Here is a 26,299-nt window from a genome sequence, read left to right on the forward strand (position 1 = left end):
CCGGGGCCCGGGTGTCACCGCCGGCACCGCCGGCACCGCCGGCACCGCCGGCACCGCCGGCACCGCCGGCCAGATCACCGGCACGGCCACTGGCTGTGACACCAGTGGTGGCGACCGCGGTGTCCCAGGTCGCGAGCCGATGAACTCCCGCCGGGGAGCGGACGCCGCGTCCGCTGGCTTCGACCGGTTGCGGCCGCGCAGCGCGCAGCCCACGTCGGCGACCCTCGAACGGTCCGTCACCCCCATAACGGTCGGCCGTGACGTCCATGGCAAGCGGGTCCTCTACAGCGGGGTCAGGCCGGTCGGGCCGGTGGCGAGTGGCCTGGACGTGCTGTGCTCCCGCTGTGGACAGACGACTACGATCCGGCCGCGCGGGGCGGTCGCCCTGTTGACTCCCAGTGTGCACGTTCCGCTGCCACGGCTGCGCTACCGGTCACTGTTGCGGTGTCCGGCATGCCAGCGGATCACCTGGGTACGCATCCGGCTGCGGGTTCGCGCATCCTCCCGATCTTGATGGTGATCGGGTCAGGCTGACTCGGCCTGACGCTCGATCCGGTTGTCCAGCCCCCCGGGCAGGTTCGCGTCCGCGGTCGGTGAGCCGACGGAACGACTGCGATCGTCACGACGACGACGGCGTCGGCGGGGACCTGGGTCGTTCACCACGGCATCATCCGCACCGGAGTCCGGCCCACCAGAACCATGATCCACCATGTCGGGATCGGCCACTGTCGAGCGGAGCGGAGCAGGCTCCAGGAACAGAGCGGTCGTGCTGACCGCCGGTCGTATCCGCTCGACAAGTCCGGACGGCTGCGGTTCGGTCACGAACAGCCCGCCACCCGGTGCACCGGGCAGTTCCACGGACGCCGCCGGCTGTGGGGCTGGATGCCCCGGGTCCGCATGCGCGGGGGTTGCCGGTTCCGCGCCTGTGAGCTCGGCGGAGGCGACCGTGGGAACCGCGGCCACCGCAGCGCCTCCACGGGTGCGGCGCCGGGTCCGGGTCGTGCGGGCGGCGGGGGGCCGACTGGCCGACGCCTGGGTGCATGCGGCGTCCGACCGGCCGTCAGCCCGACGCGGCCGGCGGCGCGTACCGCGACCGGTCTCCCCGAGGTCCTCGACCTGCTCGGCCGCAAGCCCGGCCCGGGTGCGGGACGCCTGCGGCAGCACCCCACGGGCATTCACGGGGATCGCCAGGGCTTCGAACAGGTGCGGGGAGGTGGAGTAGGTCTCGACCGGCGTGTCGAAGGAAAGACCCAGGGCCTGGTTGACCAGGGTCCACCGTGACATATCGTCCCAGTCGACGAAGGTCACCGCCACGCCGCTGCCGCCGGCCCGGCCGGTGCGGCCGATGCGGTGCAGGTAGACGTTCTCGTCCTCGGGGCACTGGTAGTTGACCACGTGGGTCACCCCGCCGATGTCGATGCCACGGGCGGCGACGTCGGTGGCGACCAGCACATCGATCTTGCCTGATCGGAACGCCCTCAGTGCCTGTTCCCGCTGACCCTGGCCGATGTCCCCGTGGACGGCCGCGGCAGCGAAACCACGCTGCGTCAGGTCGTCGGCGACCTTGTCGGCCGTGCGTCGCGTCCGGACGAACACGATGGCCAGGCCCCGGCCCTCGGCCTGCAGGACCCGGGCCAGCACTTCGATCTTGTCCAGCGCGTGCGCGCGAAAGACGTGCTGGCTGATGTCCGGCACCGTGCGGCCCTCGCTGGGGTGTTCCGCGGTGACATGGACCGGCCGCCGCATGAACCGGCGGGCCAGTGAGATCACCGGCGGTGGCATCGTTGCGGAGAACAGCAGTGTCTGGTGGATGTCCGGAATCTGGGCGAGGATGCGCTCGACGTCCGGGAGGAAGCCGAGGTCAAGCATCTCGTCGGCCTCGTCGAGAACGAGCATGCGTACCGCCGTCAGCACGAGAGCGTTCTGGCGGGCCAGGTCGAGCAGCCTGCCGGGGGTGCCGACGACGATGTCCACGCCGGCGCGCAGGCTTGCCAGCTGCGGCTCGTAGGCGCGGCCGCCGTAGACCGAGAGCACCCGCAGGCCGCGGCCCGAGCCGGCGCGGTCGATGTCGGCGGTGACCTGCAGGCACAGCTCACGGGTGGGAACGACCACGAGTGCCTGGGGCTGCCCGTCGGCGCCTTCGCCGCGGCTGGTCACCCGCTGCGCGAGCGGGATGCCGAAAGCGAGTGTCTTGCCGGTGCCGGTGCGGGCCTGGCCGATGATGTCGGACCCGGCCAGCGCCAGCGGGAGCGTCAGTTCCTGGATGGGAAAGGGGGAGATGATGCCCTTGGCGCGCAGGGCCTCAACGATCTCTTCGCGGACACCGAGGTCGGCGAAGCCGGACGCCGGTGTCGTGGCCGGCGCCGTCGGGGCCCCCGTCTCGCCGGTGTCCGGGTGCCCCGTGGGATCCGTGGGGTCATCGTGTCTGTGTGTTGTGGTTTCGGCTGAAACGGACAGCGGGATGCTCCTGGTCTGTTAGAGGGCCGGAGACGGCACGATCATCTTTCTCCCGTGCCGCCGAAGGCCCAGGTCCCCGAGTCACTATGAGCGGGATCCGACGCTGCACCCGCTCACGGCATGTACCGGCGGGGTCCGCTGACCCGGAGTGGGGCGACGCCCGCGCGGGCCGGAAGTGGTCTTGGCAGCTCCCGGCTAATGATAAGGATAACCTGTGGGCTGCTCTCTGAGACATGTTCCGACACGATGACCTTCGGCAGGGTGGTGCGGCCCATTCCGTCAGATGCCGCAAGTGCCTGCGCCGTAAGGCGTTCCGGCCTGCTTCCGGTCGGGGTATATCGGGGCAGTTCACGTGTGGACGATGTTGAGGTGATCCGATATGACGGACAGAACGGGTACCGGCCGGGTCGGCTTTCCGGCGCCGTCGACTGACAGGGGCAGCTCCGCTCGCGGCCTTGACCTGGAGGGCCAAAGGCGGCGCGGTCATGGTTCTTTCGCGCACCGTGACGTCCAGGCCCGCGACGCTGCCCGCACGGCCGCGCCGGACATCGCCGTCGTGGATCTGCTGGGGCTGCTGGCGTTCGGTGAACTGACCGCGTTCGAGCGGCTTGCCACGGACGCGCGGATGGCTCCCACGCTGACCGACAAGATTGCCTTGGCCGGCATTGCCGCTGCCGAGTTTGCGCACTTCGAGGCGGTCCGCGCTCATCTGGTGCGGGCAGGGGTCGATCCGGTGAAGGCCATGGAGCCTTTCGTGTCGCCGCTGACGAACTTCCACAACCTCACCGCACCCGCTGACTGGCTGGAAAGCTTGGTCAAGGTGTACGTCGGAGACAACATCGCCGCGGACTTCTACCGCGAGATCGCCGCTGTGCTCGCCCCTGACGTCCGTGCGCTGGTCCTCGACGTCCTTGCCGACACCGGCCACGCCGCGTTTGCCGTGGAACGTGTCCGGGCGGCTATCGAGGCCGATCCGACCGTGGCGGGCCGGCTTGCTCTGTGGGCCCGGCGGCTGATGGGGGAGGCACTGACCGAGGCGCAGCGGGTCGCGGTGGACCGCAGTGCGCTCACCGGCCTGCTGGACGGGATGGGCGATCTGACGGCGTTGGCGGAGCTGTTCAACCGGATCACCCTTGCGCACACGGCGCGGATGGAGGCGCTCGGCCTGTCGACCTGATCATGTTGCCGGGCCGGGCTGAGTGGCCGGGGTCCGGCCGCTCGCGCCCAGGGCCGGGTGGATCCACGAACCCACACAGGTTGGGCAGGCCCGTCCGGACGGGTCCCGCCGGGCAGTCCCCGCTCGCGCATTCTTTGCGCGTTGCGCGAGCGGGGGACGGATGGCCGCGAGTCGGACAGTCCTTCTCAGGCGCTGTCGACTATCGCGTCTCGCCACCGGAGGCCCAGGTCCCCCAGGCCCCCCGGGTCACTCGGAGCGCGTCAGAGCGCGCCGAAGCCGACCCGGCGCGTCTCGGCTTCGGCAATCTCGACGTAGGCCAGTTTTCCGACCGGGATGACGACCCGCCGGCCCTTCTCGTCCACGAGCGTGAGCAGTCCCAGATCCGACCTGATCGCGTCGGTAACCGCCTGGGCCACGTCATCCGGTGACTGGCCGCTCTCAATGACCAGTTCGCGCCCGACGTTCTGGATGCCGATCTTGACCTCCACTAGCGATGACCTCCACGTTCGTCAGGTGTGCCGTCCAGGTTCCTTGCGACTTCCGGCGGCGGGAGAAGAGCGAGGGTCTCGCCGTCTTCGGCCGGCTAGGTCACCATAGGGCTTGCGGCGCAGGGTGTGGGACGCGGCCGGGGCATGTTCGCTGGAGGCGTCAGCCATCGGCCAGGCCGCCGGTCAGCCGTCGATCGACCTGGCGCGTGCGTGAGTGGCGTCGGTGATGGCTGGATCGCTGCTCGTTCTCGGCGCCGCGGCGCCACCGCCGGCGGTTTCTCGTACCGGTTCCGGTACCGGAACCGGTTCTCGCGCCGGTGTCGGGTCGGCACCGCCGGCGGTGCGGCGTGGGTAGCCGGCCAGTCCCCGCCAGGCCAACTCGACCATGGTTGCGATGGCCTGTTCTTTCGTAACCGCCCCGCCGGTGACCAGCCACCAGCGGGCGCCGGTCTCGGCAAGGCCTACCAACCCGATCGAGAGCAGTTCGGCCTCGGCCGGACCGACACCGGTGTCCGCGGCGATGACGTCGGCGATAGCGTTGGCACACTCGGTGAAACTGTTCTCCACCCGTTTGCGGACGGCGGGCTCGCTGCGCAGGTCGGACTCGAGAACGAGCTGGTAGGCGCCGCTGGGGTCGTCGACGAAGTCGAAGTAGGCCGCGATCGACCGCGCGATCCGGGTGTGATTGTCGGTGGTGGACGCAAGTGCCCGCTGGACGCTGGAGACGAGGGTGTGGGCCTGCTCGTCCAGCAACGCCAGGTAGAGCTCGAGTTTTCCGGGAAAGTGCTGGTAGAGGACGGGTTTACTGACGCCCGCGCGTTCGGCGATCTCGTCCATCGCGGTGGCGTGGTAACCCTGGGCAACGAAAACCTCGCGGGCCGCTCCCAGCAGCTGGAAGCGGCGTGCGGTTCGTGGCAGCCTGGGGGTCTTGCCTGAACGCGGTTGCGGCGCGGCCGGCTCGGCGCTCACCGGCGCACCTCCTTCGATCGGTCGAGCCTCGGTGCTGGCCCGACGGATGCCCGTGCCGGGCACTGCGTCCGTCCGGGACCCGACCCGTGGTGCTTTATCATGCTATGTCAACATAAGGTGAACACGCAGGATGCGTGTATCTAGCAGTGGCGAACCCGCTGGTGGCTCACCGTACCCTTCCTACCCGATCTCGTCCTGCCTGATCCCAGCATGCCTACAGAGCCAAAGGCGGCGCGATCATGTTTTTCCCGCGCCGGACATACCAGCATCGGCGGGCTGCGCCGAGCGAGCCCGCCGTCACCATTCGCTCAGAGCACACTCGGGGAGCTCACTTCGGGCTCACCTGAAGGAGGCCCGCTTCACCGGTACTCGTCCTCGTCGACGTCCACGATGATTCGCTGCTCCGCGGCGTCGTACTCGTCGACCTCCAGCGACGACGGCCACGGTGCCGCCAGCGGCAGCGGATCGTGCACCAAGACCTCACGAGCCTGCTCCGCGGCGTCCGCGTCAGGCACGTCGGGACGGTCGAGAACGTCATGTACGTCGAACGGAAGATCCGCCGGTGAGCTCATGGCTTTCTCCTGTCAGCGCCTACGGACTGTGGTCCTTTGTACTCTTGTGTTGGCCCTACCGCCGTTTTGGAACCTTCCACCTATGCGCCGGGCGTACCTGCCAAAGAGGCAAAAAGATCGCCGTGTTCTTCGACTCGGTCCGGCCCGTCGCTCACCATGAATACCAGCTCATCCGGCTGCCGGCAGGCAACGGCCTCGTCGTGAGGTGACCGGGGTGGAAGCGGTCGGGTGCGGCCCCGCACGCGGGGCGTGGACCCACGCCGTGGTCTTCGCGGGGTGATTCCGGGACCGGTCGACGATCATCTGGTCTGCGCGCAGTCCTGGGCATGTTCGCGACGATCGGCTCCGCAGGCCCCCGGACGACGGCGTTCGACCAGCGGGTCGGGGTTCCTGCCGGATCCGGGAGGTCGGTAAGCCGGTCCGGAAGATCCGGAGGGCCGGGGAGGCAGCGGCGGGACCAGCGCCCGGTCGACTGCCCGGACGGCCTCCGTCCGGTGTGCGTACGCCTGCACTTCGTTCGTCTTTTGTGCTCACATCGCTTCCGTACCCACCGGCGGTGGGAGACCATTGATGGAAGAGTGTGTTTGCCGGACGCGAACTGCGGCTCGTCGGGCCGTACTCGCCGGGGGGCGGACACCTGATCCGGTGATGTCGCCGATGCGATGCCGCCGATCGGGACAGCCCTTGAACACGCTCCAACTCACAGTAAGGGGCGGGCATGCGGTCGATCTGGAAAGGCGCGATCTCCTTCGGTCTCGTCCGGATTCCGGTCAGGCTCTATTCGGCCACCGAAGATCGGGACGTCTCCTTCCACCAGGTCAGACGATGGGACGGATCCCGCATCCGCTACCAGCGGGTGGCGGCGGCGGACGGCGCCGAGGTGCCCTACTCGGAGATCGCCAAGGGATACGAGCTGCCGTCCGGGGAGACCGTCGTGCTCACCGACGACGACTTCGCGAACCTGCCGCTGCCCACCTCCCACACGATCGACGTGCTGGAGTTCGTTCCGCTGGCACAGGTCGACCCGATCTACTTCGCCAAGAGCTACTACGTCGAGCCCGACCGGACCGGGGTCAGGTCGTACGTACTCCTGCGCGACGCGCTCGCGCGCTCCGGTCGCGTCGCGCTCGTCAAGATCGCCCTGCGTCAGCGGGAGCAGCTCGCGACCCTGCGGATACGCGGCGGGGTGCTCGTCCTGTCGACGATGGTCTGGCCGGATGAGGTACGCCGTCCCGACTTCCCGTTCCTGGGCGACAAGGTGGACGTCGGTCCGCAGGAACTGGTCATGGCGCAGACGTTGATCGAAACGTTGTCCGACGACTTCGACCCGAGCCCCTACACCGACGGCTACCGCCAGGCCCTGCAGGCCCTCATCGACGCGAAGGCGTCCGGCGAGAAGGTGATGGCCCCGCCGGTCGAGAGCGAGACGGCCACCCCTACGGACGATCTGGTGGCCGTCCTCGCCGCGAGTGTGGCGGAGGCCCACCGCAACCGGCAGCCGGCCGGCGCCGGTCGGGATGCCGGCTCGGATCCGGATGCTGCCGGTCCGGATGGCGCGGGTCCCAACAGCGCGGGTCCCAACGGCAACGGCAACGGCCGGCAGGGCGCGCGGACCGCGAAGGGATCCGGCGGACCCAGGGCCAGGACGGCAAGCCGCAGATAGACGGGTAGAGAGCGTACGGGCCGCGGGTGGACGTGCGCAGCGGAAACCGGACTATGGAGCGGAAGCTTCAGGTCGTGTGCGGCGTTGTCGACGTCAGCCCCATGTCCGGGCCTGTTGTGCTCATGTCGCCGGTGTCCGCCGCCGTCGGCGGATCGCCAACGAGAGTGTGCCCTCCCTGCGAGGATGGGGACGACAAGGCAGCCGGACGTACGGATGCCAGCGTTGTAACCGCGAGGAGAGATCGTGTCCCTGCCGCCCCTGGTCGAGCCAGCGGCCGACCTGACCATCGACGAGGTCCGCCGGTACTCCCGGCATCTGATCATTCCAGATGTCGCCATGGACGGCCAGAAGCGGCTGAAGAACGCGAAGGTGCTGGCCGTCGGCGCCGGCGGGCTCGGCTCGCCGACCCTGCTCTATCTGGCCGCGGCCGGGGTGGGGACGCTCGGCATCGTCGAGTTCGACACCGTGGACGAGTCCAACCTGCAGCGCCAGATCATCCACGGGCAGTCCGACGTCGGGCGATCCAAGGCGGAGTCGGCCCGCGACGCCATCCGTGAGGCCAACCCGTACGTCAACGTCGTCCTGCACGAGACCCGGCTGGACACCTCGAACGTCACGGAGATCTTCAGCCAGTACGACCTGATCGTGGACGGGACGGACAACTTCGCCACCCGCTACCTGGTCAACGATGCCTGCGTGCTGCTCGGCAAGCCGTACGTGTGGGGGTCGATCTACCGGTTCGACGGGCAGGCGAGCGTGTTCTGGGCCGAACACGGCCCGTGCTACCGCTGCCTCTATCCGGAGCCGCCTCCGCCCGGCATGGTGCCGTCATGCGCCGAGGGCGGCGTGCTCGGCGTGTTGTGCGCGTCGATCGGGTCGATCCAGACCACCGAGGCGATCAAGTTGCTGACCGGGATCGGTGAGCCGCTGGTCGGGCGGCTGATGGTCTACGACGCCCTGGAGATGAGCTACCGCGCCATCAAGGTCCGCAAGGACCCGGAGTGCCGGCTGTGCGGCAAGAACCCGACCATCACCGAGCTGATCGACTACGAGGCGTTCTGCGGGGTCGTCTCGGACGAGGCTCAGCAGGCCGCGGCCGGTGCGACGATCCTGGCCACCGAGCTCAAGGACTGGCTCGACCGGGGTGAGCCGATCGAGCTGGTCGACGTCAGGGAACCGGCGGAGTGGGAGATCGTGCGTATCCCGGGGGCGCGTCTGATTCCCAAGGGTGAGCTGCCGGCACACCTGTCCGAGCTGCCGCTGGACCGCCGGGTCGTCCTCTACTGCAAGAGCGGTGTGCGCTCGGCCGAGGCGCTGGCAACGCTGAAGGGGGCGGGATTCTCCTCGGCGGTGCACGTCCAGGGTGGAGTGACCGCCTGGGCGACCCAGGTCGACAGGTCCCTGCCCGTCTACTGACGGGCCGGTCTGCACGGGACCGGGCTGGTCCGCTGGAGGTACTGTCCGCCGGAGGCGCGCCACCGGAAGTACCTCAGGGACCGGCCCGACCGAAAGCCGGTGGAGGGTGGACGGAGTGGACGCGCAGCGGGCCGAACGGCGGCACGAGCCGCCGCTGAGCGTGTCCGCGGGACTGGCCACCCGCATCAGCGTCGGTGGCAGACCGAGCCCGTACGCGATGACCGTCCTCGAGGCGGTCACGCGCATTCCCCGCGGCAAGGTGATGACCTACGGTGATGTCGCCGAGTATGTGGGTGCGGGCACCGGCCGGACGGTCGGCGCCGTGCTCAGCCGGCACGGGCATGACGACGATGTGCCCTGGCACCGGGTGATCCGCTCCACCGGCGAACCGAACCCCACGGCCCCGGTCGAGGCACTGCGGCGGCTCGCCGCCGACGGCACGGCGCTGCGCCCCGGTGGGGAGCGGGTGGATCTGGCCGTGGCCCGCTGGGACGGCCGGACGGCCGGTTGACGGCACACCCTGGTTGACGGCGCGCTCGACCTGCCTGCCTACTTGCCCGACCCCGACCCCGACCCCGACCCCGAGACGGCGGAGGACGCCATACGGCTGGCTGGCGGCGTACTCGACCCGTCCGACCTGCAGCCGTAACGGCTGGTTCGTCCGGTTCCGACGGCGGGGTCGGGTTCTGTCGGTGGGGCGTGGTGTGCTCTACGCCGTGACAGTTCACCAGGATGCCGCCGGGGTCGCCGGGGCGGTCGCGACCGCGGGCAGCCTCCCGGCCTACCGGCTCGTGCGGACCCCTCCGCCGCCGGTACGACCGCCCGTCCTCGATGCCGACCAGCGCCGGGTGGTCGACCATGCCGGCGGCCCGCTGCTCGTCCTCGCCGGGCCCGGCACGGGCAAGACGACCACGATCGTCGAAGCGGTGGCCCGGCGGGTGCACGACGGGCTCGACCCGGAGGCGATCCTCGTGCTCACCTTCAGCCGGCGCGCCGCGCAGGAGCTGCGTGAGCGCATCACCCGGCGGCTTCGGGCCGCGGTCGGCGCTCCGCTTGCCTGGACGTTCCATGCCTGGTGCTACGCGCTGCTCCGGCTGCGCCGGCCGGCTGACCCGCTCGGCGTCCCGCCACGGCTGCTGTCCGGGCCTGAGCAGGACGCCAAGCTGCGCGACCTGCTGGCCGGCACTCGGGAGGTGGGCCGTCCCCGGTGGCCGGCGGCCCTGGCGGGGTGCCTGACCACCTACGGGTTCGCCGAGGAGGTACGGGCGATGCTCGCCCGCGCCCGGGAGGTCGGTCTCGACCCCGACGCATTGGCGCGGCTGGCACGCAACGCAGGCCGCCAGGACTGGGCGGCGATGGCGACCTTCTACGCCGACTACCTCGACGCCCTCGACAACGTGGGGGCCATCGACTATCCCGAGCTGGTGCAGCGGGCGGCTCTGATCGCCGAGGGCGACGGTGTCGGAGCCGAGTTGCGTCGCAGCTACCAGGCCGTGTTCGTCGACGAGTACCAGGACACCGATCCGGCGCAGGAACGGCTGCTGCGGGCCGTCGCCGGCAACGGCGCCGACCTCGTCGTCGTCGGCGACCCGGACCAGTCGATCTACGGGTTCCGCGGGGCGGAGGTCCGCGGCCTGCTGGAGTTCCCGGCCCGCTTCCCCCATGCCGACGGGCGCCGGGCCGACGTCGTGACCCTGCGACGCTGCCGCCGGCTGGGGCCGGTCGCGCTCGCGGTCAGCCGGGATGTCGCCCGGCGCATCCCCGCGACCGGCCTGCCCGCCGAGTATCTGCGCGCCCACCGGGACCTGGTCGCCGCCGGCCCGCCTGTTGTCGAACGTGTGGAGGCACAGACGTACACGACCGCCGGTGCCCAGGCCGAAGGCATCGCGGACCTGCTGCGTCGTGAGCATCTGGAGAACGGCACCCCATGGGATCGGATGGCGGTCCTGGTCCGCAGCGCGGCCCGGTCGATGCTGTTGCTGCGCCGGATGCTTGTCGCCGGGGGTGTGCCGGTCGAGGTGGCCGGGGACGAGTTGCCGCCGGCCCGGGACGGCGCGGTCGCCCCGCTGCTGCTCGCCCTGCGCTGCGTCGACAGCTCTCCTGACGAACTGACCGCGCAGGCGGCCCACACATTGCTGACCGGCCCGATGGGTGGGGCCGACCCGACCTCGCTGCGGGCGCTCGGCCGGGCGCTGCGCGCGGCCGAGCGGGCCGCGATTGCCGCCGGCGCCGCGGGCGCGGGCGCATACGGCTCCGGCACGCCGGCCGGGGCCGCGGCACCGGCGGCGTCGGCGGAACTGCTCCGGCAGGCGGTCGTGGATCCCGACCGGACCCTGCTGATGGTGGAGGAACACCTCGCCCGCCCGGCCCGGCGCCTGGGTGAGCTGCTGCGCTCCGCGCGTGCGGTGCGGGCCGCCGGTGGCACGGCCGAGGACGTCCTGTGGGTGTTGTGGTCCGGTAGTGACTGGCCGGCGCGGCTGGAACGCGCCTCGGTCGCCGGGGGAGCCGCCGGCCGGGCGGCCGACCGCGACCTCGACGCCGTGGTCGCGCTGTTCGCCGCCGTTGGCCGGGCCAGCGACCGGCACGGGCCGGGTACCGGCATCGGGCCGGTGCTCGACGAGCTGGAACAGCAGCAGATCGTCGGTGACGTTCTCGCCGAGCGTCCGGCGCGTCCGGACGTGGTCCGGCTGCTGACCGGCCATCGCAGCAAGGGCCTGGAATGGGATCTGGTAGTTGTCTGCGGCGTCCAGGACGGGGAGTGGCCGGATCTGCGGACCCGGTACTCGCTGCTGGAGTCCGAACGGCTGGAACGCCCCGAGCTCGGCGGCGTGCGGGAGCCGGTGACCCGAACCGAACTGCTCGCGGACGAACGCCGGCTGTTCTACGTGGCGCTGACCCGGGCACGGCGGCGTCTCGTCGTGACCGCGGTCGACTCCCCCGAGGACCAGGGGATGAGCCCGAGCCGGTTCTTCCACGAGCTGACCGACGCCGAGCGGCTCGGCGTGTCGGTGACGCGGGGGCGTTCCCGCCCGGCGCGTCCGCTCACGCTGCCGTCGGCGGTCGCGACGCTGCGCCGGGCCGCGGTCGACCCGGAGTCGACGCCGGCCATGCGCCAGGCGGCTTCGGTCCGGCTCGCGCGTCTCGCGGCCGCCCTCGACGATGCCGGCCGGCCGCTCGTCTCGGCGGCTCGTCCCGGCCGCTGGTGGGGGCTGGTCGAGGTGACCTCCGGCGAGGTACCGGTGGTCGCGGCGGACGCTCCCATCCGGCTGTCGGGATCGTCGTTGTCGGCTCTCGCGACGTGCCCGATGCGCTGGTTCCTCGAGCATGAAGCGCATGCGCAGGACGTCAGCAACACCGAGATGGGTTTCGGCAAGGTCGTGCACGCGCTGGCCGACGAGGTGGCCACCGGGCGGACCCCGCCTGATCTGGACGAGCTCGACGTCCGGTTGGACCGGGTGTGGCGTCATCTCGGCTATGAGGCGCCGTGGCGTTCCGAGCAGCAGCGCGTGGCGGCGCGCCAGGCCCTGGCCCGGTTCCTGGTGTGGCACACCGCAGCCCGCGGGCGGCGGCTGGTGGCCAGCGAGGTCCCGTTCTCCTGCGACCTGGCGGTGGGCGGACGGACGGTCAGATTGCGCGGCTTCATCGACCGTATCGAGCTGGACGACGCCGGCCGGGTACACGTGGTCGACTTCAAGACCGGCCGCACGGCGCCGTCCGCCGCGGACGTGGTCCGGCATCCGCAGCTGGGCACCTACCAGCTGGCCGTCCGCGCCGCGGCGGTGGCGCCCCACGGGCAGGGAGCCGGCGCCGAGCCCGGCGGAGCGGAACTGGTGCACCTGCGCCTGGACGCCGGGCCGGACCCGGTGCCGGACGTCCCGGGGCCGGATGCTCCGGGGGCTGGTGTCCCGGGCCCCGGTGCCCCGGCAGGGCGGCGGCCGGTCCGGGCGCCCAAGATCCAGCGGCAGGAGGCGCTGCCGCCGGATGGCCTCACCTGGGTGGACGATCTTCTGGTGGACGCGGTCGAGTGCATCGCCGCGGAGCGGTTCCCGCCGCGTCCCGGCGCGGACTGTCCGATGTGCGCGTTCCGTCGTTGCTGCCCGGCCCAGGACGACGGACGACAGGTGATCACATGACCGTGGATGCGACGTCCCGGCCGGCCGCTGGCGGCCCCCGTCCCGGTAACGGCCCCTGCCCCGGGGGTAGCCCACGCGCCGGGGGTGGCTCGCCGGCCCCGGAGGACCTGCGTGACCTGCTCGGTGTGCCATTCACCAGCGAGCAGATCGCCGCGGCAACGGCTCCGCTGGAGCCCGGGGTGATCGTTGCCGGTGCAGGTTCGGGCAAGACGTCGGTGATGGCCGCGCGGGTGGTCTGGTTGGTCGCGACCGGCCAGGTAGCGCCCGGGGACGTGCTCGGGCTCACCTTCACCACCAAGGCCGCCGGTGAGCTGACCGACCGGATCCGCCGGGGTCTGGCGAAGGCAGGCGCGGCCGGCAGCGTCGGCGATTCCGAGGACGACGGTCCCGACCAGCAGGGAAGCGACCCGGTCGGCGGCCGGGTGGTTGGCGCTCCCAAGCCCCGCCCGAGCGGGGAAGCGGACGGCGAACCGGTCGTGTCCACCTACCACTCGTTCGCGAAACGGCTGATCACGGACCACGCGCTGCGGCTCGGTATCGAACCGGGGTTCCGGCTGCTCGCCGACGCGACCCGCTTCCAGCTCGCCGGCCGTGTGTTGCGCCGTCACCGCGGACCGGTCGAGGCGTTGACCCGTCCGCTGTCGATGCTCACAGGCGATCTCGTCTCGCTCGATGCGGAGCTGAGCGAGCATCTCGTCGACCCGGACACCCTCGCCGGTTTCGACCTGGGCTGGCTGGCGGAGATCGAAGCCGCGGTCGTCGCCGGACGGTGCGCTGCGCGCAACAAGGGCCATGTCGAGGCGCTCGGCCGGATGGCCCTGGTCGCCCGCTCCCGTCGGGAGATCGCCGCCATCGTGGCGGAGTACCGGGAGGCCAAACGGGAGCTGGAGGTCATCGACTTCGGTGACCTGGTCACGCTCGCCGTCCGGCTGGCGGACAGCGTGCCCGAGGTCGGCGCGCTGGAGCGTTCCCGGGCCAGGGTCGTGCTCCTGGACGAATATCAGGACACGTCCGTGGCGCAGCGGCGGATGCTCGCCGGCCTGTTCGGCGGGGGCCATCCGGTGACCGCCGTCGGTGACCCCTGCCAGGCGATCTACGGCTGGCGTGGGGCGTCGGTGGCAAACCTCGACGGGTTCCCGCTGCACTTTCGCCGTAGTGACGGTGAGCCGGGGCGGGTGTACGAGCTGACGGTCAACCAGCGCAGCGGCGGCCGGCTGCTGAGCCTGGCGAACACGGTCGCGGCGGCGTTGCGGACCCGCCACCGCGTCGCGCAGCTGCGTCCCCGGCCGGACGTTGCCGAGCACGGTGCGACGGTGGTGGCATTGCATCCGACCTGGGCGGGCGAGGTCCGCTGGGTCGCGGCGACGCTGCGGGAGATCGTCGACGCCGGGCGGGCCAGGCCGGGGGAGTGCGCTGTGCTGGTGCGTGCACGCTCCGACGTACCCGCGCTGTACGCGGCCCTGCTGGCCGAGGGACTGCCGGTGGAGGTCGTCGGGCTTGGCGGTCTGCTGAGCCTGCCGGAGGTCGCCGACGTCATCGCGACACTGGAGGTGCTGGACGACCCCACCGCCAATGCCGCGCTGATGCGGCTGCTGACCGGTCCGCGGGTGCGCCTGGACCGCCGGGACCTTGCGGCGCTGGGACGTGCGGCGCGTGCCGCCGTCCGGGTCGGGGTGGACCGCGGCGCCGTCCTCGACCGTCAGGTACCCGATCAGCAGGCATCTGACCAGCAGATACTCGACCGGCAGGCACCCCACCGGCCCGAGCTCCACCGGCCCGAGCTTGATCGGCAGGTGCCCCGACAGTCACAGAGCCCCGCCAGCCACGGCGGTGTCCGCCACGGCGGCGTCGGCCCGGCCGACCCGCTCGACGAGGCCGTGAGCGGGATCGACCCCTGTGACGTGGTCGCGCTCGCCGACGTGCTCGACGACCCGGGCGGTGAGGTCTCGCCCGCCGGCCGGGCGCGGCTGCGGATGCTCGGCGGGGAACTGCGCCATCTGCGCGCACATGTCGACGAGCCGCTGCTGGACGTCATCCACCGTGTTGTCGAGGTCACCGGGCTGGACGTGGAACTGGTCGCGAGCCCCGAGGCGGTCACGGCCCGCCGCCGCGACAACCTTGCCGCCTTCGTCGACGTCGCGGCGAACTTCGAGGGCCTGGACAACGACGGTTCGGTCCGCGCGTTCCTGGCGTTCCTGCGGGCCGCACAGGAGCATGAGCGTGGCCTGGACGCGACCAGCCCATCCGGCGCGGACGCCGTCCAGCTCATGACCGTCCACAAGTCCAAGGGGCTGGAGTGGGAGGTCGTGGCCGTGCCGAACCTCAGCCGGAAGGTCTTCCCGATCACGACGGTCCGGTCGAAGTGGACCACGGCGGCGTCGGTGCTCCCGACGCCGCTGCGTGGAGACGCCGACGATCTGCCGGTGCTGCGTGGCCACGACAAGGCCGCGCTCGCCGACTTCACCGAGGAGTGCGACGCCTACCTGGAGCGGGAGGAACGCCGTCTCGGCTATGTCGCGTTCACCCGGGCGAAGTCGCTGCTGCTGGGCAGCGGGCACTGGTGGGGGCCGTCGCAGCGCCGGCCACGCGGGCCGTCGGCGTTCCTCGACGAGCTGTACGATCATGCCCGTGCCGGGCACGGCCGGGTTGCGCTGTGGGCGGGGCGTCCGCCCGAGGACGAGACGAACCCGCAGCTTGCGGGCATGGACGACCTGGACTGGCCGCTGCCGTACGAGCCGGCTGCCTTTGCTCGCCGGTGCGTAGCCGCGGAGCAGGTCACCGGGTACCTGACCGCGCTCACCTCGGGTCGTCCGCTACCCGATGACGATCGTGAGCAGATGAGCCCGGCGGAACGGCAGACGCTCGCCGAGCTGGACGCCGACGTCGAGTTGCTGCTGGCGGAGGCACGCCGGGCACGGCGGGTCACCCGCGAGGTGGAGCTGCCCCGCGCGCTCACCGCGTCCCAGGTGGTGCGGCTGCGGGCCGACCCGGCGGGGCTGGCCCGTGACCTCGCCCGTCCGATGCCGCGGCGTCCGGTGCCGCAGGCACGCCGGGGTACGGCGTTCCACTCCTGGGTGGAGGGGATGTTCGAGCAGACCCCGTTGCTCGATTTCGAGGACCTGCCGGGAGCGGTGGACGAGGGCGCCGACGATGCGGATGCCGCGGCGCTGCGGGAGGCGTTCCTGGCCAGCCCGTACGGCCGGCGCTGCCCGTTCGCGGTGGAGGCGCCGTTCGAGCTGCTGATCGGGGGCCGGGCGGTTCGGGGCCGGATCGACGCGGTGTACGACCTCGGCGATGGCCGGTGGGAGGTGGTGGACTGGAAGACCGGCCGCAGCCAGGCGGACGCGGTGCAGCTCGCGGTCTACCGGCTGGCGTGGGCGCGATTGCGCGGGGTCGCTCTGGATGCGGTGGACGCGGCGTTTCTCTACGTCCGCTCCGGTGAGGTCGTCTGTCCGGGGCTGCTGTCCGAGCCCGAACTCGAAGCCCTCCTCGCCGATTCATGATCGGTTTCCTGCCTCCCGACCGACCTCGTGCCCGCTGACTCCCGACCTCTTTGACTCGTCGGCTGGCGGTGGCTGAGGCATGCCGGCCATGGGACAATAGCCATGCTTTAAATGATCGTTGGGTGGTATGGTCGTGATGTGGCTCACGACGGGACTGGGGGGTTGTCGCCGGAGGGCTGGTTGCCTGACCGGGTGTCGGTGGGTGCGTTGACGAAGGCGTTCCCCCCCGGAGCTGGTGGACCGGGTGCTGGAGGCGACCGACACGGTGGAGGTGCGGCGCCGGTTGCTTCCGTCGCGGCTGGTGGTGTACTTCGTGCTGTCGTTGTGGTTGTTCCGGGGCCGTAACTGCGGCTACGGGCAGGTGATCTCCAAGCTGGTGGACGCCTTCTACCACCGGCTACCACCGGCGCCGTGCCGCCGACCTGCTGGTGGGGCTGCCGCTGGACCCTGCCGGGACGGTGGACGCCGGTTCCGGCCGTAGGGGGAAACCGCCGAACGTCTCCTCGCTGGTCCGGGCGCGCACCCGGGTCGGAGCGGACCCGTTGCACATGCTGTTCGACGAGGTCGCCGGCCCGGTGGGCGCCGAGGGCGCTCCCGGGGTGTTCGTCGGCGAGCTGCGGGTCGTCTCGATGGACGGGACCACCACCGACGTGCCTGACACCGAGGCCAACGAGGCGGCGTTCGGCCGGCCGTCCAACGGCACCCGGGCGGGGGCGTTCCCGCAGGTCCGGTGGCTGGTGGCGGCCGAGTCGGGGACCGGCGCGCTGGTGGGTGCCACGTTCGGCGCCTACACGGCCGGGGAACAGACTCTGGCGGCCGATCTGCTTTCCTGCTTCGGACCCGGCGTGCTCGTGTTGGCCGACCGTAACTTCCTGTCCCACCGGCTGGTCCGGGACGTGCTGGCAACCGGCGCGCACATCCTGTGGCGGGCCTCGGCGTCGTTCGCGTTGACACCGGTCCGGGTCCTGGCGGACGGCACCTACCTGGCCGAGCTCAGGCCCGCGCGGAAGCCCGACGGCCCACCGATCACGGTCCGGGTCGTCGAGTACACCGTGCACACCACCCCCGCCAGCGGCGGCACCGCATCCTGCTCGGAGCTGTTCTGCCTGGTCACCGACCTCCTCGACGTCGCCGAGTACCCGGCGCTGGACCTGGCCTGCGCCTACCCGGACCGGTGGGGATGCGAGACCGTGATCGGCCACCACAAGACCGACATGGGCGAAGGTCAACCCGTCCTGCGCAGCAAGGACCCCGAAGGCGTCGCGCAGGAGATGTGGGCGCTGTTCGCGGTCTACCAGGCGATCCACCAGCTCGTCGGCGCCGCCGTCGACGCCGCCGGCATCCCCCCAGGCAGGATCAGCTTCCGCCACGCCCTGGCCGCCGCGACCGACACGATCACGGCGGGCTTTCCCCCTCACCAGCGTGACCTGGCACTGGCCACCTTCCTCCTCAAGATCCTGCGACCCCCGACGTTCGTCCGGGACCGCCCCGACCGCGCCAGCCCCCGCAAGACCAAGAAAGCCGGCGACTTCCCCGCCCGCCGGCCCGGCGAACCCAGCGTGGTCAACGTCACCCGACGCATCGAACTCCACCGCCTCGACCGACCACGATCGCCTTAAAGCAGCGCCATTGGGTTGAGGCCGCTCTGCTATGACGACCGTCTGTTCCTTCACTTTCGTGATTCGAATGGTATTTGATCATGAATTTTTGATCGATTTCGGAACGGATCTACGTTACCTGACCGACGCTCTGGCGGCTGCGGCTGCCCGATGGGCATCTTGCACGGTTGTCCCGCGCGTCACGCCTGCGCGGGATGGTGGTTAGCCGATACCGATCGCCCTGCGTACCTGATCCAGCGCGGGTACCGCTCGCTTGCGCGCCTTTTCCGCCCCCGCGGCCAGGAGCGCGTCCAGTTCGCTGCCCGGTGCCATCAGGGCGTCGTAACGTTCGCGTAGCGGGCCGAGCTGCGTGTTGAGGATGTCGAACAGCTGGTTTTTCAGCTCGCCCCAACCCATGCCACCGGCCTGCAGGCGTTGCCGCGTGTCGGTGGTGATCTCCGGAGGTGCAAACTGCTCCAGGATCTGGAAGACGTTGGAGCTGTCCGGGTCCTTGGGGTCCTCCACCGGAGTGGAATCGGTCGGAATGCGGCGCACGAGCTTCTTCAGTTGCGACTCGCTGCAGAACAGGGGAATCGTGTTGTTGTACGACTTGCTCATCTTTCGACCGTCCAGGCCCGGGAGCGTGTGACCGGTTTCGGCTTCGGGGACGATCGCCTGTGGGACCTTGAGTTTGAAGCTGTCACCGTAGACATGGTTGAACGAGCCGGCAATGTCGGCGGCGATCTCCACGTGCTGCATCTGGTCACGCCCGACCGGTACCGCGTCGGTACCCATGATCAGGATGTCGACCGCCATGAGAACCGGGTAGTTGTACAACCCCATGTTGATCCCGGCGTCGAGGTCCGCCTTACCTGCTTCCTGGTTGCGGTCCCGGGCCGCCTTGTAGGCATGCGCCCGGTTCATCAGCCCTTTGCCGGTCATGCAACACAGGATCCAGGTAAGTTCCGGGATCTCGGGGATGTCCGACTGTCGGTAGAAAATCACTTGGTCCGGGTCGAGACCCGCGGCGATCCACGTTGCGGCCACCGAACGGGTGTAGTGTCGCAACAATTTCGGATCACGGACCGTGGTCAGCGCGTGGTAGTCCGCGATGAAGTACATCGCCTCGTACTCCTCGGCGAGCTTCAGCGCCGGCTTGATGGCGCCGACGTAGTTGCCGAGGTGCGGCTCGCCGGTCGGCTTGATTCCCGTCAGGGAAATCTTGGCTGGGGATGCGGACATCAACCTCACATCTTCTCCGGACTGTGTTCAAAATACAGCTCGTAGTGAACATCGGCCTCGATGTTCGGTGCCAGATCGTGCGAGGTGAACACGAGTCCGTCGTTCGCACCGGCAGGGTGTGCCGTCATTCGTTCACTGTCGTCGACGGTTGCCAACTCCACGGTGTGCAGGTGCAACACGTCAAACAGGTACGGCATGTCGAAGAAGTCGCACGATTCCGATGCCGCCGGCTCGTCCGTCCGCAGCAGCCGTCCGGCTGGCGACGGGACGGGCGCGAACGCCGAACCAGTCAGCTTGGCGGGGTAGCTCAGGTGCGAGAGGGGATGGAAGATCGGCAGCATCGGTCAACCCTTCGACGCGGCTGACCTCACTTCGTGTGTGTGGCGCCACCAGCTACGGTCCGCAGAGGTACCGTTGCCGGACGGCAGTGCAAGCCGATAAGCCCTGCGGTACGACTGGACAGACACGAACAGCGAGCCTACCAGCAAGACGTATGGCGGGCATGTTGACGACCCCACTGTTCACCCTCGGCTCATGCCGAAATACCTCATGCCGAAATGTGATGTCCCACCCTACTTCGCATGGCGGGGGAGCATGGCCCGGGTCGGGCGGACCTCAGGTCGGCGGCCGGAAAACGGCGGGCAGGCTCCGCGGAGCGTGCAGGACGAGCCCTCCCACAATCCTGGCCAGAGCCACGGTAAATCCCCTTCGGGGATGTCGTGTTGACACCGCCTGGACGTCGGCTTGTAGCACACCGAACCGGATGAGTCCGCTGCTCAGGTCGATCAGGTCCGCGCGGCGAATCGCCTCCACCTCCACACCCCGGCCGATCTGACGGCGAAGTTCGTGGTGACGCTCCACCGCGTCGGCGCACGACCGGATGCGCTCGGCCTGCCAGCCGCAGGACTCGAGCTGATCGCGGGCCCGTTCGGCGCCGACCGTCACGTAGGCGGTCCTTCCGGGAGGCTCGAGAACGCCGATGTCGTGCATGAGCGCGGCGACCCGCAGCAGCTCTCGATCGGCGGTCGGTGCGAGCAACACGGCCAGCTCGTACACGCGTTCGCTATGGTGCTCGAGCGGCGTGCCGATGGCACCGGCCCGCTCGTGAAGCACTTGCAGCGCCAGCTCTCCTGCCGTGTTCATGCGACTCCTGACGTGCTCATGCGGCTGATTCAGCCATGTCGGCGCCCTCTGACACCTCTTTACGCGATCTGATGTCAGCCCCGACTCCGCGGGCATCGGAGCGGGACGCACACCGCTCGGACCGGGACACAGTAGTCTTTCACCAGCCAAACATGCATAGCACGCAAGCCGGGTGGTCTCGACGATCCCGCAGGATCGTCCCGGACGCGTCGGGGGTGGAACGGACATGCCGGATTCGGCCATTCTGGACGTGCCGATCGGTCTTATTCTGGTGTTCGCCATCGGGAGCGTGGCGGTCTCCCGCATCAACGAGGCCGTTTTCGGGATCATGAGCTATCGCAGCCGGCAGCTTGAGGTCGAGCTGCGTCGCCTCTTCGGCGACGGTCCGGTGGACCGGACGGAGGAAACAACCGTCGACCGCAGCCGGACCGCCCAACTCTTCGACGGCCCGCTGCGCGGCCTGCGTTCGGGCGGCCAGGCGAACGCCGTGCCCGACATGAAGGACGGATCGGGACCGATCGGGGTTTGGCGGCGGGCCCGGCATCTGCGCCTACCGTCCTACATCCCGTCCGTCGCCTTTGCCCGCGGTGTGCTCGACATGCTGGAACCGCCGGTGCGCGTCCTGCTCGGCAGGATGGACACGGCAACGCTGCCCGACACCGCCCGCGACGCCTACCGCGATGCGCACCGTTCGCTCACCGCCACGACGGCCGAGGCCCTGGCCGACGCCATTGCCGCGGCCCCGTCGGCGTCCGAGGAAAGCCGCAGACTTGCCACGTCGATCGCCGGGCTCGCCCGTCTCGACCATCCGGAAGAATCCATCGAGCCGTTGCTGGACGAATTGAAGAAGCTGCCCAAGGACGCGCCCCTTCGGCTGGTGCTGACCGGCATAGTGACCCGCGCGGGCCACGACCGGGACCGGATCGTCGCCGAACTCGCCGCCTGGTACGACGACACGATGGATCGGCTTTCCGGCTGGTACAAGAGGCGTGTCCAGCGGTTTCTCATCGCATACGCGCTGCTGGTCACCCTGCTGCTGAATCTGGACGCGATCGCGCTCACCAACGCGCTGTGGCAGAACCGGTCGCTGCGTGCGGCCGTGGTCGAGGCCGCGGCCACCCAGGTGAACTCCTTCGCCGTCAGCACGAGTACGAGCACGAGTCCGACGAACACTCCTGAGGATGCCGCAAACCAGGCGGTACAGGCCATCCGGGATGCCAGGGCGCTGCACCTGCCGCTGGGTTGGACCGGGGCCGGCTCCGACAGCGCGGACCCGCGGGCGGTTCCCGACGACGTGGGCGGCTGGGCCCTGAAAATATTCGGCTGGCTGTTCACCACGCTCGCGCTCTCCCTCGGCGCGCCGTTCTGGTTCGATCTGCTCGGCCGGCTGGTCAACATGCGTAGTACCGGGCCGAAGCCCCTCCCTGCCGCCTGACGTTGCCGTTGCCGGCGTCGTGCCGGTCGGGGGTCGGGGGACGGGGGGCGGCGAGCCGGACGGGTGCTCAGCCGGCCGGGTCAGATGGTCGTCGTCACCGGCGAGCGTGGGCGTGGGCCAGGCCGGCGCGCAGGACGAGCTCGAGTTCGAAGCGGACGTCCGGGTCGTCCAGACCCTCTCCGAACAGGGTGCGCAACTGGCTGAGCCGGTAGCGGACCGTCTGCGGGTGCACCTGTAGCTCGGCGGCGATCCGGGCACGCTGTCCCCGCAGCCGCAGCCACAGCAGCAGTGTCTCCGCCAGCCGGGCACGGACCCGCGCGGGCAGCCCGTCCAGCGGGGCGAGCCGGTGACGGGCGAGGTCGGCGAGCAGCTCCGGATCCCGGGCGAACAGCAGCTCGGCAAGGTGGTCGTCGGTGAACAGCGTCTCGCCGGGGTCGGCGGGCGCACCCGGTAGCGTCCCGCAGTCACGGGCCTTGCGGGCGAACGCCGCCCTCGCCGCGCTCGCGGACGCATCCCGCCATGGGACGGCCGGGCCGACGATCGCGTCGAGACCCGCCAGCGCCCGCTCAAGCCAGCTCCGCCGGCCAGGCCCGGCGGGGTCACTGACAAACACCCAGGTGTCCTCACCCTGGATGGTGCGGGGTGTGTCGGGCGGCAGAGCAAGGCAGCGGAGGCGGTGGTCGACGCGTTCGCGGGCCGGTTCGCCCACGCGCTCGGCGTCATCGACGTCCTGACCGGTCCCAGCGGACCCGGGGAGGAGAACCGCGGCAATGACGTCGGGCAGTCGGTAGGAGGCCGCACGGGCGACTTGCTCGATCGTCGTCGGGCTACCTCCCGACAGCATCAACTCGCCGAGCCGGTCCCACATGCGGCCACGTTCGCTGGCTGCCTCGGACTGTTCCTGAGCGTAGCCTTCGGCGGTGGCACCGGAGATCCGGTCGATATAGGCGAACATCGTTTCGGCCAGTGACACCAGCCCGTCGGCGTCCAGCCCGCCGCGCCGCGCGGCTTCGGCGAGCCGGCGCCAGGCGACTCGGGCACCCACCCGATAGGCGCCGAGAAGGGTGTCCAGCGAGCGCCCGGAGCGGAACTCGCCGCGTCCCAGCCGGACGTAGATCTCGTGGCTGGCCGCGAGATCCGGCGGTCCGCTCGAGTCGGTGTCGACCACCGTGAGGAAACGCAGCAGCGCTTCTTCGACTCCCTGGCGGACGCCGCGGCCGAATGAACCTTCCATCGGGCGTGCGTACGGTGGTACCTCACGCGCAATGGCCGCGATCAGATCGTCGCCGAGGGTCGTGAGTTCAAGCCTCAGGGCATCGACAAGATCTGAAGGAAACTGTCCTCCTAGAACAGTTTTCACGGGTTGCACTCTACTTCGGAGGGACTTCGGACGGCCGAGACACTCCGGTGAGCGTAACCTGCGCTGATCGGTGGGGTCGTCGCGGGGAGCCCGGGGGTGGTGGCGAGGTTCCGGCCAGATTCGCCGGAAACGCCGGGTCCCTACAGGCGCCGGAGCCCGACAGACGCGGCTTTGTGGCGCGGATCATCGAGTACTCGGACCATGACAGGCCCGACCGCAGTAGCGTTGCCAACCGTGCCCCCTCGTACCGAGACGAATACGACCGCCGTCTTGTTGCCGGCGCCCTCCTACCCGGTGGAGAAGACCTCTCTGGCCAACGGGCTGCGCGTTGTGCTGGCTCCGGATCGAACCGCGCCCGTCGTCGCCGTGGCCGTCCACTACGACGTGGGATTCCGCTCCGAGCCGGAGGGACGTACCGGCTTCGCGCACCTGTTCGAACATCTCATGTTCCAGGGTAGTGAAAATGTCGGAAAGGCCGAACACGCGAAGTACGTGCAGGCCGCCGGGGGCATATTCAACGGGTCCACGCACCCGGATCACACCGACTACTACGAGCTTCTGCCGTCCGGGGGGCTGGAACGCGCGCTGTTCCTCGAAGCCGACCGGATGCGCGCTCCGAAGATCACCCGGGAGAACCTGGACAACCAGATCGCGGTGGTCCAGGAAGAGATTCGGGTGAACGTGCTGAACCGCCCCTACGGCGGGTTTCCCTGGATCACGCTCCCGCCGGTTGTTTTCGACACGTTCCCCAACGCCCACAACGGCTACGGTGACTTCCACGAACTCGAGGCGGCGAGCCTCGTCGACGCCGAGGACTTCTTCGACAAGTATTACGCGCCGGGCAATGCCGTACTCACCGTGGTCGGCGACATTGACGTCGAGGGCGCTCTCCGCCTGGTTCACCGCTACTTCGAAGGCATTCCGGCCCGGCCGGTGCCGAGCCGCCCGAGTTTCGCCGAGCCGGTGCGCGCCGAGGAGCGGCGGTCGGTTCTGACCGATCCGCTGGCGCCCCGCCCAGCGCTCGCCGTCGGTTACCGGGTCCCCGACCCCCTGCTCGACCTGCAGACCTTCTTGGCCTACGACGTGCTCACCCACGTACTGTCCGCGGGTGATGCGAGTCGGTTGGAGCGCAGGCTCGTGCAGAAGGACCGGTCGGTGATCGGCGTGAGCACCTATCTCGGCACGTTCGGGGACCCGTTCGACCAGCGGGACCCGCTGCTGCTCACCCTTGAGGCCCGTCATCCCGCGGAGTCGACCCCCGAGGCGATCCTCGGTGCGGTGGACGAGGAGCTCGACCGCCTCGCCACCGACGGCCTGGAGCCCGGTGAGCTCGCCCGCGTCCAGGCGCGGATCGCATCCGGTCTGCTACGCGAGGCTGACGACGCGCTCGGGCGGGCGCTGGCCATGGCCACCTTCGAGCTGCACCGCGGCCGACCCGGACTGATCAACGAACTTCCCGCGCTGGTGGGCGCGGTGACCTCGGACGATGTGCAGGCGGCCGCCGCCGCCCTGCGCGCCCCGGGCCGGGCGGTCCTGGAACTGCGCGCCGGTGCCGCCTCGTGACTCCCGCGAACACCGCGGACGCCGTGAGTCCGGCAAACACCGTGAGCCCTGTCGGGCAGGACGTCATTCCAGAACAGGAGGTCGCGGTGAGCGCCGCAACCATTGGGAAAGTATCCGGCGGCGTTCCGGCGGCCAGGACGTCCGTCATCCCGGCGGTGACTCCGACCGTGGCGGCCGAACTCCCCACGGTGGCCGAGCGGATCCTTCCCGGTGGTCTGCGGGTGCTGGTGGTCCGGCGGACGACTGTGCCGCTGGTGGAGGTACGGCTGCGGATCCCGTTCACCGGGCGGGGCGCGGCGCACCAGGCACGCGGCGATCTCCTCGCCGAGACCCTGTTCACCGGGACGCAGCTGCGGGACCGGGTGGAGCTCGCCACCGTCGTCCAGTCCCTCGGTGGGGCGCTGTCGACCGGAGTGGATGCCGACCGGCTGGCGATCGTGGGCTCCGCGCTCGCGACCAATCTCGTCCCGCTGCTGGACCTGATCGCGGAGGTGCTGACCGGCGCGACCTACCCGAGCGGTGAATTCGCCGGTGAACGCGACCGGATGGTCGAGGAAGCCGCGATCGCCCACAGCCAGCCCGCGCTGATCGCACGCGAGGGCCTGCTGCGCCGGATGTACGGCAACCATCCCTACGGCAGCGAAACACCGACACCGGATGTGGTGGCGCAGGTGACCGAGGCCGACGTGCGGACGCTGCACGCCGCGCGCGTGTCACCGGTGGGCGCGGTCCTCACCCTTGTCGGCGATGTCGAGCCGCAGGCCGCGCTCGAACGGGTGGAGGCGGTGCTCGGCCAGTGGCGGGGGACGGCCGCCGATGTGACGCCGTCGCTCCCGGCCCTGCGCGCCGGACCCGTCGTCATCATCGATCGGCCCGGCGCGGTGCAGACGAACATCCGCATCGGTGGTCCGGCGGTGGACCGTCACCACCCCTCCTACGCCGCGCAGCGGCTCGCGAGCACCATTTTCGGTGGCTACTTCAGCTCACGGCTGGTCTCCAACATCCGGGAGGACAAGGGTTACACCTACTCGCCGCGTAGTTCGCTCGACTACCCGGTCGCGGGTTCCCGGTTCACGGTGACCGCGGACGTGGCAACCGACGTGACCGGGCCCGCGCTGCTTGAGATCTTTTATGAGCTGGGCCGGATGGCGGTGCTGCCCGTGTCGGACGAGGAGCTCGACGCGGCCCGCCAGTACGCCGTCGGGACACTGGCGCTGTCCACGGCGACCGGCGTGGGGCTCGCGTCCACCTTGTCGGCACTGGCCGGAGCGGGGATCGGTATCGAGTACCTGCACGACCATCCCGTGGCGCTGGCGAAGGTGACATCGCAGGAGGTGCTGGAGCTGTCGACGCAGGTGCTCGCGCCGACGCGGCTGGTCACCGTCCTGGTCGGGGACGCGGAGAAGATCGCTTCCGAGGTGGGGGCCGTCGTCGAGACCGTTCCCGAGGTCATCACCGAGGTCGCCACCGGCTGACCGGCCTGCAACCGGCCCAGACCGCGGGCCCGGTTGGGCCGCAGCCGGCTCAGAGCCGGCCCGGTTGGCCAGAGGAGCCGGCCCGGGGCTGGTCCGCAGCCGCGG

General features: G+C 70.3%; 20 protein-coding genes. 12 read left to right on the top strand and 8 right to left on the bottom strand.

Going from position 1 to position 26,299, the window contains the following annotated elements:
- On the top strand, positions 1-514 hold a 514-nt coding region (locus CV1CTNOD_RS26285; RefSeq protein WP_347402889.1), incomplete at its 5' end, for a hypothetical protein.
- Between the two features lie 11 nt (positions 515-525).
- On the opposite strand, the gene CV1CTNOD_RS04565 is transcribed toward CV1CTNOD_RS26285, so the two are convergent.
- A complete protein-coding gene (locus CV1CTNOD_RS04565; RefSeq protein WP_131784917.1) occupies positions 526-2,457 on the bottom strand; it encodes a DEAD/DEAH box helicase in 1,932 nt (643 codons plus the stop codon).
- A gap of 379 nt (positions 2,458-2,836) precedes the next feature.
- Here CV1CTNOD_RS04565 and CV1CTNOD_RS04570 point away from each other — a divergent pair, with 379 nt between their 5' ends.
- Entirely contained in the window at positions 2,837-3,634 is a 798-nt protein-coding gene (locus CV1CTNOD_RS04570) for a ferritin-like fold-containing protein (protein WP_131784918.1), read from the top strand.
- 260 nt (positions 3,635-3,894) lie between these two features.
- On the opposite strand, the gene CV1CTNOD_RS04575 is transcribed toward CV1CTNOD_RS04570, so the two are convergent.
- From CV1CTNOD_RS04575 to CV1CTNOD_RS04585, 3 genes are all read right to left on the bottom strand, one after another.
- Positions 3,895-4,122: a DUF3107 domain-containing protein gene (locus tag CV1CTNOD_RS04575; RefSeq protein ID WP_131765475.1), complete on the bottom strand. Its 228-nt coding sequence runs from the start codon at positions 4,120-4,122 to the stop codon at positions 3,895-3,897.
- A gap of 183 nt (positions 4,123-4,305) precedes the next feature.
- Positions 4,306-5,091 (bottom strand): TetR/AcrR family transcriptional regulator, encoded by a 786-nt coding sequence (locus CV1CTNOD_RS04580; protein WP_242606364.1) that lies wholly within the window; start codon positions 5,089-5,091, stop codon positions 4,306-4,308.
- Positions 5,092-5,450: 359 nt separating this feature from the next.
- Positions 5,451-5,663 carry a hypothetical protein gene (locus CV1CTNOD_RS04585; protein WP_131784919.1) on the bottom strand — a complete coding sequence of 71 codons (213 nt, stop codon included), beginning with the start codon at positions 5,661-5,663 and terminating at the stop codon, positions 5,451-5,453.
- 718 nt (positions 5,664-6,381) lie between these two features.
- Here CV1CTNOD_RS04585 and CV1CTNOD_RS04590 point away from each other — a divergent pair.
- From CV1CTNOD_RS04590 to CV1CTNOD_RS04615, 7 genes are all read left to right on the top strand, one after another.
- Positions 6,382-7,326, top strand: coding sequence for a Ku protein (locus CV1CTNOD_RS04590; RefSeq protein WP_131784920.1), 945 nt, complete (start codon positions 6,382-6,384; stop codon positions 7,324-7,326).
- A gap of 243 nt (positions 7,327-7,569) precedes the next feature.
- Complete coding sequence (moeZ, locus tag CV1CTNOD_RS04595) at positions 7,570-8,742, top strand: adenylyltransferase/sulfurtransferase MoeZ (RefSeq protein ID WP_131784921.1); 1,173 nt, start codon at positions 7,570-7,572, stop codon at positions 8,740-8,742.
- Between the two features lie 160 nt (positions 8,743-8,902).
- Positions 8,903-9,253: an MGMT family protein gene (locus tag CV1CTNOD_RS04600; RefSeq protein WP_131785023.1), complete on the top strand. Its 351-nt coding sequence runs from the start codon at positions 8,903-8,905 to the stop codon at positions 9,251-9,253.
- 205 nt (positions 9,254-9,458) lie between these two features.
- Entirely contained in the window at positions 9,459-12,875 is a 3,417-nt protein-coding gene (locus tag CV1CTNOD_RS04605) for an ATP-dependent helicase (protein ID WP_131785024.1), read from the top strand.
- Positions 12,872-16,378 carry an ATP-dependent DNA helicase gene (locus CV1CTNOD_RS04610; RefSeq protein WP_131784922.1) on the top strand — a complete coding sequence of 1,169 codons (3,507 nt, stop codon included), beginning with the start codon at positions 12,872-12,874 and terminating at the stop codon, positions 16,376-16,378. Before CV1CTNOD_RS04605 ends, CV1CTNOD_RS04610 begins: the two co-directional genes overlap by 4 nt.
- A 232-nt stretch (positions 16,379-16,610) precedes the next feature.
- Positions 16,611-16,859 carry a transposase domain-containing protein gene (locus CV1CTNOD_RS25405; protein ID WP_278043860.1) on the top strand — a complete coding sequence of 83 codons (249 nt, stop codon included), beginning with the start codon at positions 16,611-16,613 and terminating at the stop codon, positions 16,857-16,859.
- Complete coding sequence (locus tag CV1CTNOD_RS04615) at positions 16,807-17,997, top strand: IS4 family transposase (RefSeq protein ID WP_207386190.1); 1,191 nt, start codon at positions 16,807-16,809, stop codon at positions 17,995-17,997. The genes CV1CTNOD_RS25405 and CV1CTNOD_RS04615 overlap by 53 nt, the downstream gene beginning before the upstream one ends.
- Before the next feature lie 201 nt (positions 17,998-18,198).
- Here the strand turns inward: CV1CTNOD_RS04615 and CV1CTNOD_RS04620 are convergent, their stop codons facing one another.
- From CV1CTNOD_RS04620 to CV1CTNOD_RS24390, 3 genes are all read right to left on the bottom strand, one after another.
- Positions 18,199-19,218, bottom strand: coding sequence for a tryptophan--tRNA ligase (locus CV1CTNOD_RS04620; protein WP_131784923.1), 1,020 nt, complete (start codon positions 19,216-19,218; stop codon positions 18,199-18,201).
- A 5-nt stretch (positions 19,219-19,223) separates the two neighbouring features.
- The gene (locus CV1CTNOD_RS04625; protein WP_131784924.1) at positions 19,224-19,559 is read right to left on the bottom strand and encodes a hypothetical protein; all 336 of its coding nucleotides are present in this window, start codon (positions 19,557-19,559) and stop codon (positions 19,224-19,226) included.
- Between the two features lie 274 nt (positions 19,560-19,833).
- Positions 19,834-20,361 (bottom strand): HD domain-containing protein, encoded by a 528-nt coding sequence (locus CV1CTNOD_RS24390; protein ID WP_165485311.1) that lies wholly within the window; start codon positions 20,359-20,361, stop codon positions 19,834-19,836.
- Between the two features lie 226 nt (positions 20,362-20,587).
- Between CV1CTNOD_RS24390 and CV1CTNOD_RS04635 the strand changes: the two genes are divergently transcribed.
- The gene (locus CV1CTNOD_RS04635) at positions 20,588-21,796 is read left to right on the top strand and encodes a hypothetical protein (RefSeq protein ID WP_131784926.1); all 1,209 of its coding nucleotides are present in this window, start codon (positions 20,588-20,590) and stop codon (positions 21,794-21,796) included.
- Between the two features lie 94 nt (positions 21,797-21,890).
- Here CV1CTNOD_RS04635 and CV1CTNOD_RS04640 read toward each other — a convergent pair whose 3' ends face one another.
- Positions 21,891-23,030, bottom strand: a complete 1,140-nt coding sequence (locus CV1CTNOD_RS04640; protein WP_347402890.1) for a helix-turn-helix domain-containing protein — start codon at positions 23,028-23,030, stop codon at positions 21,891-21,893.
- Between the two features lie 327 nt (positions 23,031-23,357).
- Between CV1CTNOD_RS04640 and CV1CTNOD_RS04645 the strand changes: the two genes are divergently transcribed.
- Together CV1CTNOD_RS04645 and CV1CTNOD_RS04650 are read left to right on the top strand one after the other, a co-directional pair.
- The gene (locus CV1CTNOD_RS04645) at positions 23,358-24,719 is read left to right on the top strand and encodes a M16 family metallopeptidase (RefSeq protein WP_242606366.1); all 1,362 of its coding nucleotides are present in this window, start codon (positions 23,358-23,360) and stop codon (positions 24,717-24,719) included.
- Positions 24,720-24,805: 86 nt separating this feature from the next.
- The gene (locus tag CV1CTNOD_RS04650) at positions 24,806-26,194 is read left to right on the top strand and encodes a M16 family metallopeptidase (RefSeq protein WP_131784928.1); all 1,389 of its coding nucleotides are present in this window, start codon (positions 24,806-24,808) and stop codon (positions 26,192-26,194) included.
- Positions 26,195-26,299 lie beyond the last annotated feature (105 nt).

Source organism: Protofrankia symbiont of Coriaria ruscifolia, assembly GCF_900634745.1.
GTDB classification, from domain to species: Bacteria; Actinomycetota; Actinomycetes; order Frankiales; family Frankiaceae; genus Protofrankia; species Protofrankia californiensis.

Coding starts and splice junctions, on each gene's coding strand:
- CV1CTNOD_RS04570 (WP_131784918.1), top strand. CDS start 2,837: ATGACGGACAGAACGGGTACCGGCCGGGTCGGCTTTCCGGCGCCGTCG.
- CV1CTNOD_RS04585 (WP_131784919.1), bottom strand. CDS start 5,663: ATGAGCTCACCGGCGGATCTTCCGTTCGACGTACATGACGTTCTCGAC.
- CV1CTNOD_RS04590 (WP_131784920.1), top strand. CDS start 6,382: ATGCGGTCGATCTGGAAAGGCGCGATCTCCTTCGGTCTCGTCCGGATT.
- CV1CTNOD_RS04610 (WP_131784922.1), top strand. CDS start 12,872: ATGACCGTGGATGCGACGTCCCGGCCGGCCGCTGGCGGCCCCCGTCCC.
- CV1CTNOD_RS04620 (WP_131784923.1), bottom strand. CDS start 19,218: ATGTCCGCATCCCCAGCCAAGATTTCCCTGACGGGAATCAAGCCGACC.
- CV1CTNOD_RS04625 (WP_131784924.1), bottom strand. CDS start 19,559: ATGCTGCCGATCTTCCATCCCCTCTCGCACCTGAGCTACCCCGCCAAG.
- CV1CTNOD_RS24390 (WP_165485311.1), bottom strand. CDS start 20,361: ATGAACACGGCAGGAGAGCTGGCGCTGCAAGTGCTTCACGAGCGGGCC.
- CV1CTNOD_RS04635 (WP_131784926.1), top strand. CDS start 20,588: ATGCCGGATTCGGCCATTCTGGACGTGCCGATCGGTCTTATTCTGGTG.
- CV1CTNOD_RS04640 (WP_347402890.1), bottom strand. CDS start 23,030: ATGGAAGGTTCATTCGGCCGCGGCGTCCGCCAGGGAGTCGAAGAAGCG.
- CV1CTNOD_RS04645 (WP_242606366.1), top strand. CDS start 23,358: ATGACAGGCCCGACCGCAGTAGCGTTGCCAACCGTGCCCCCTCGTACC.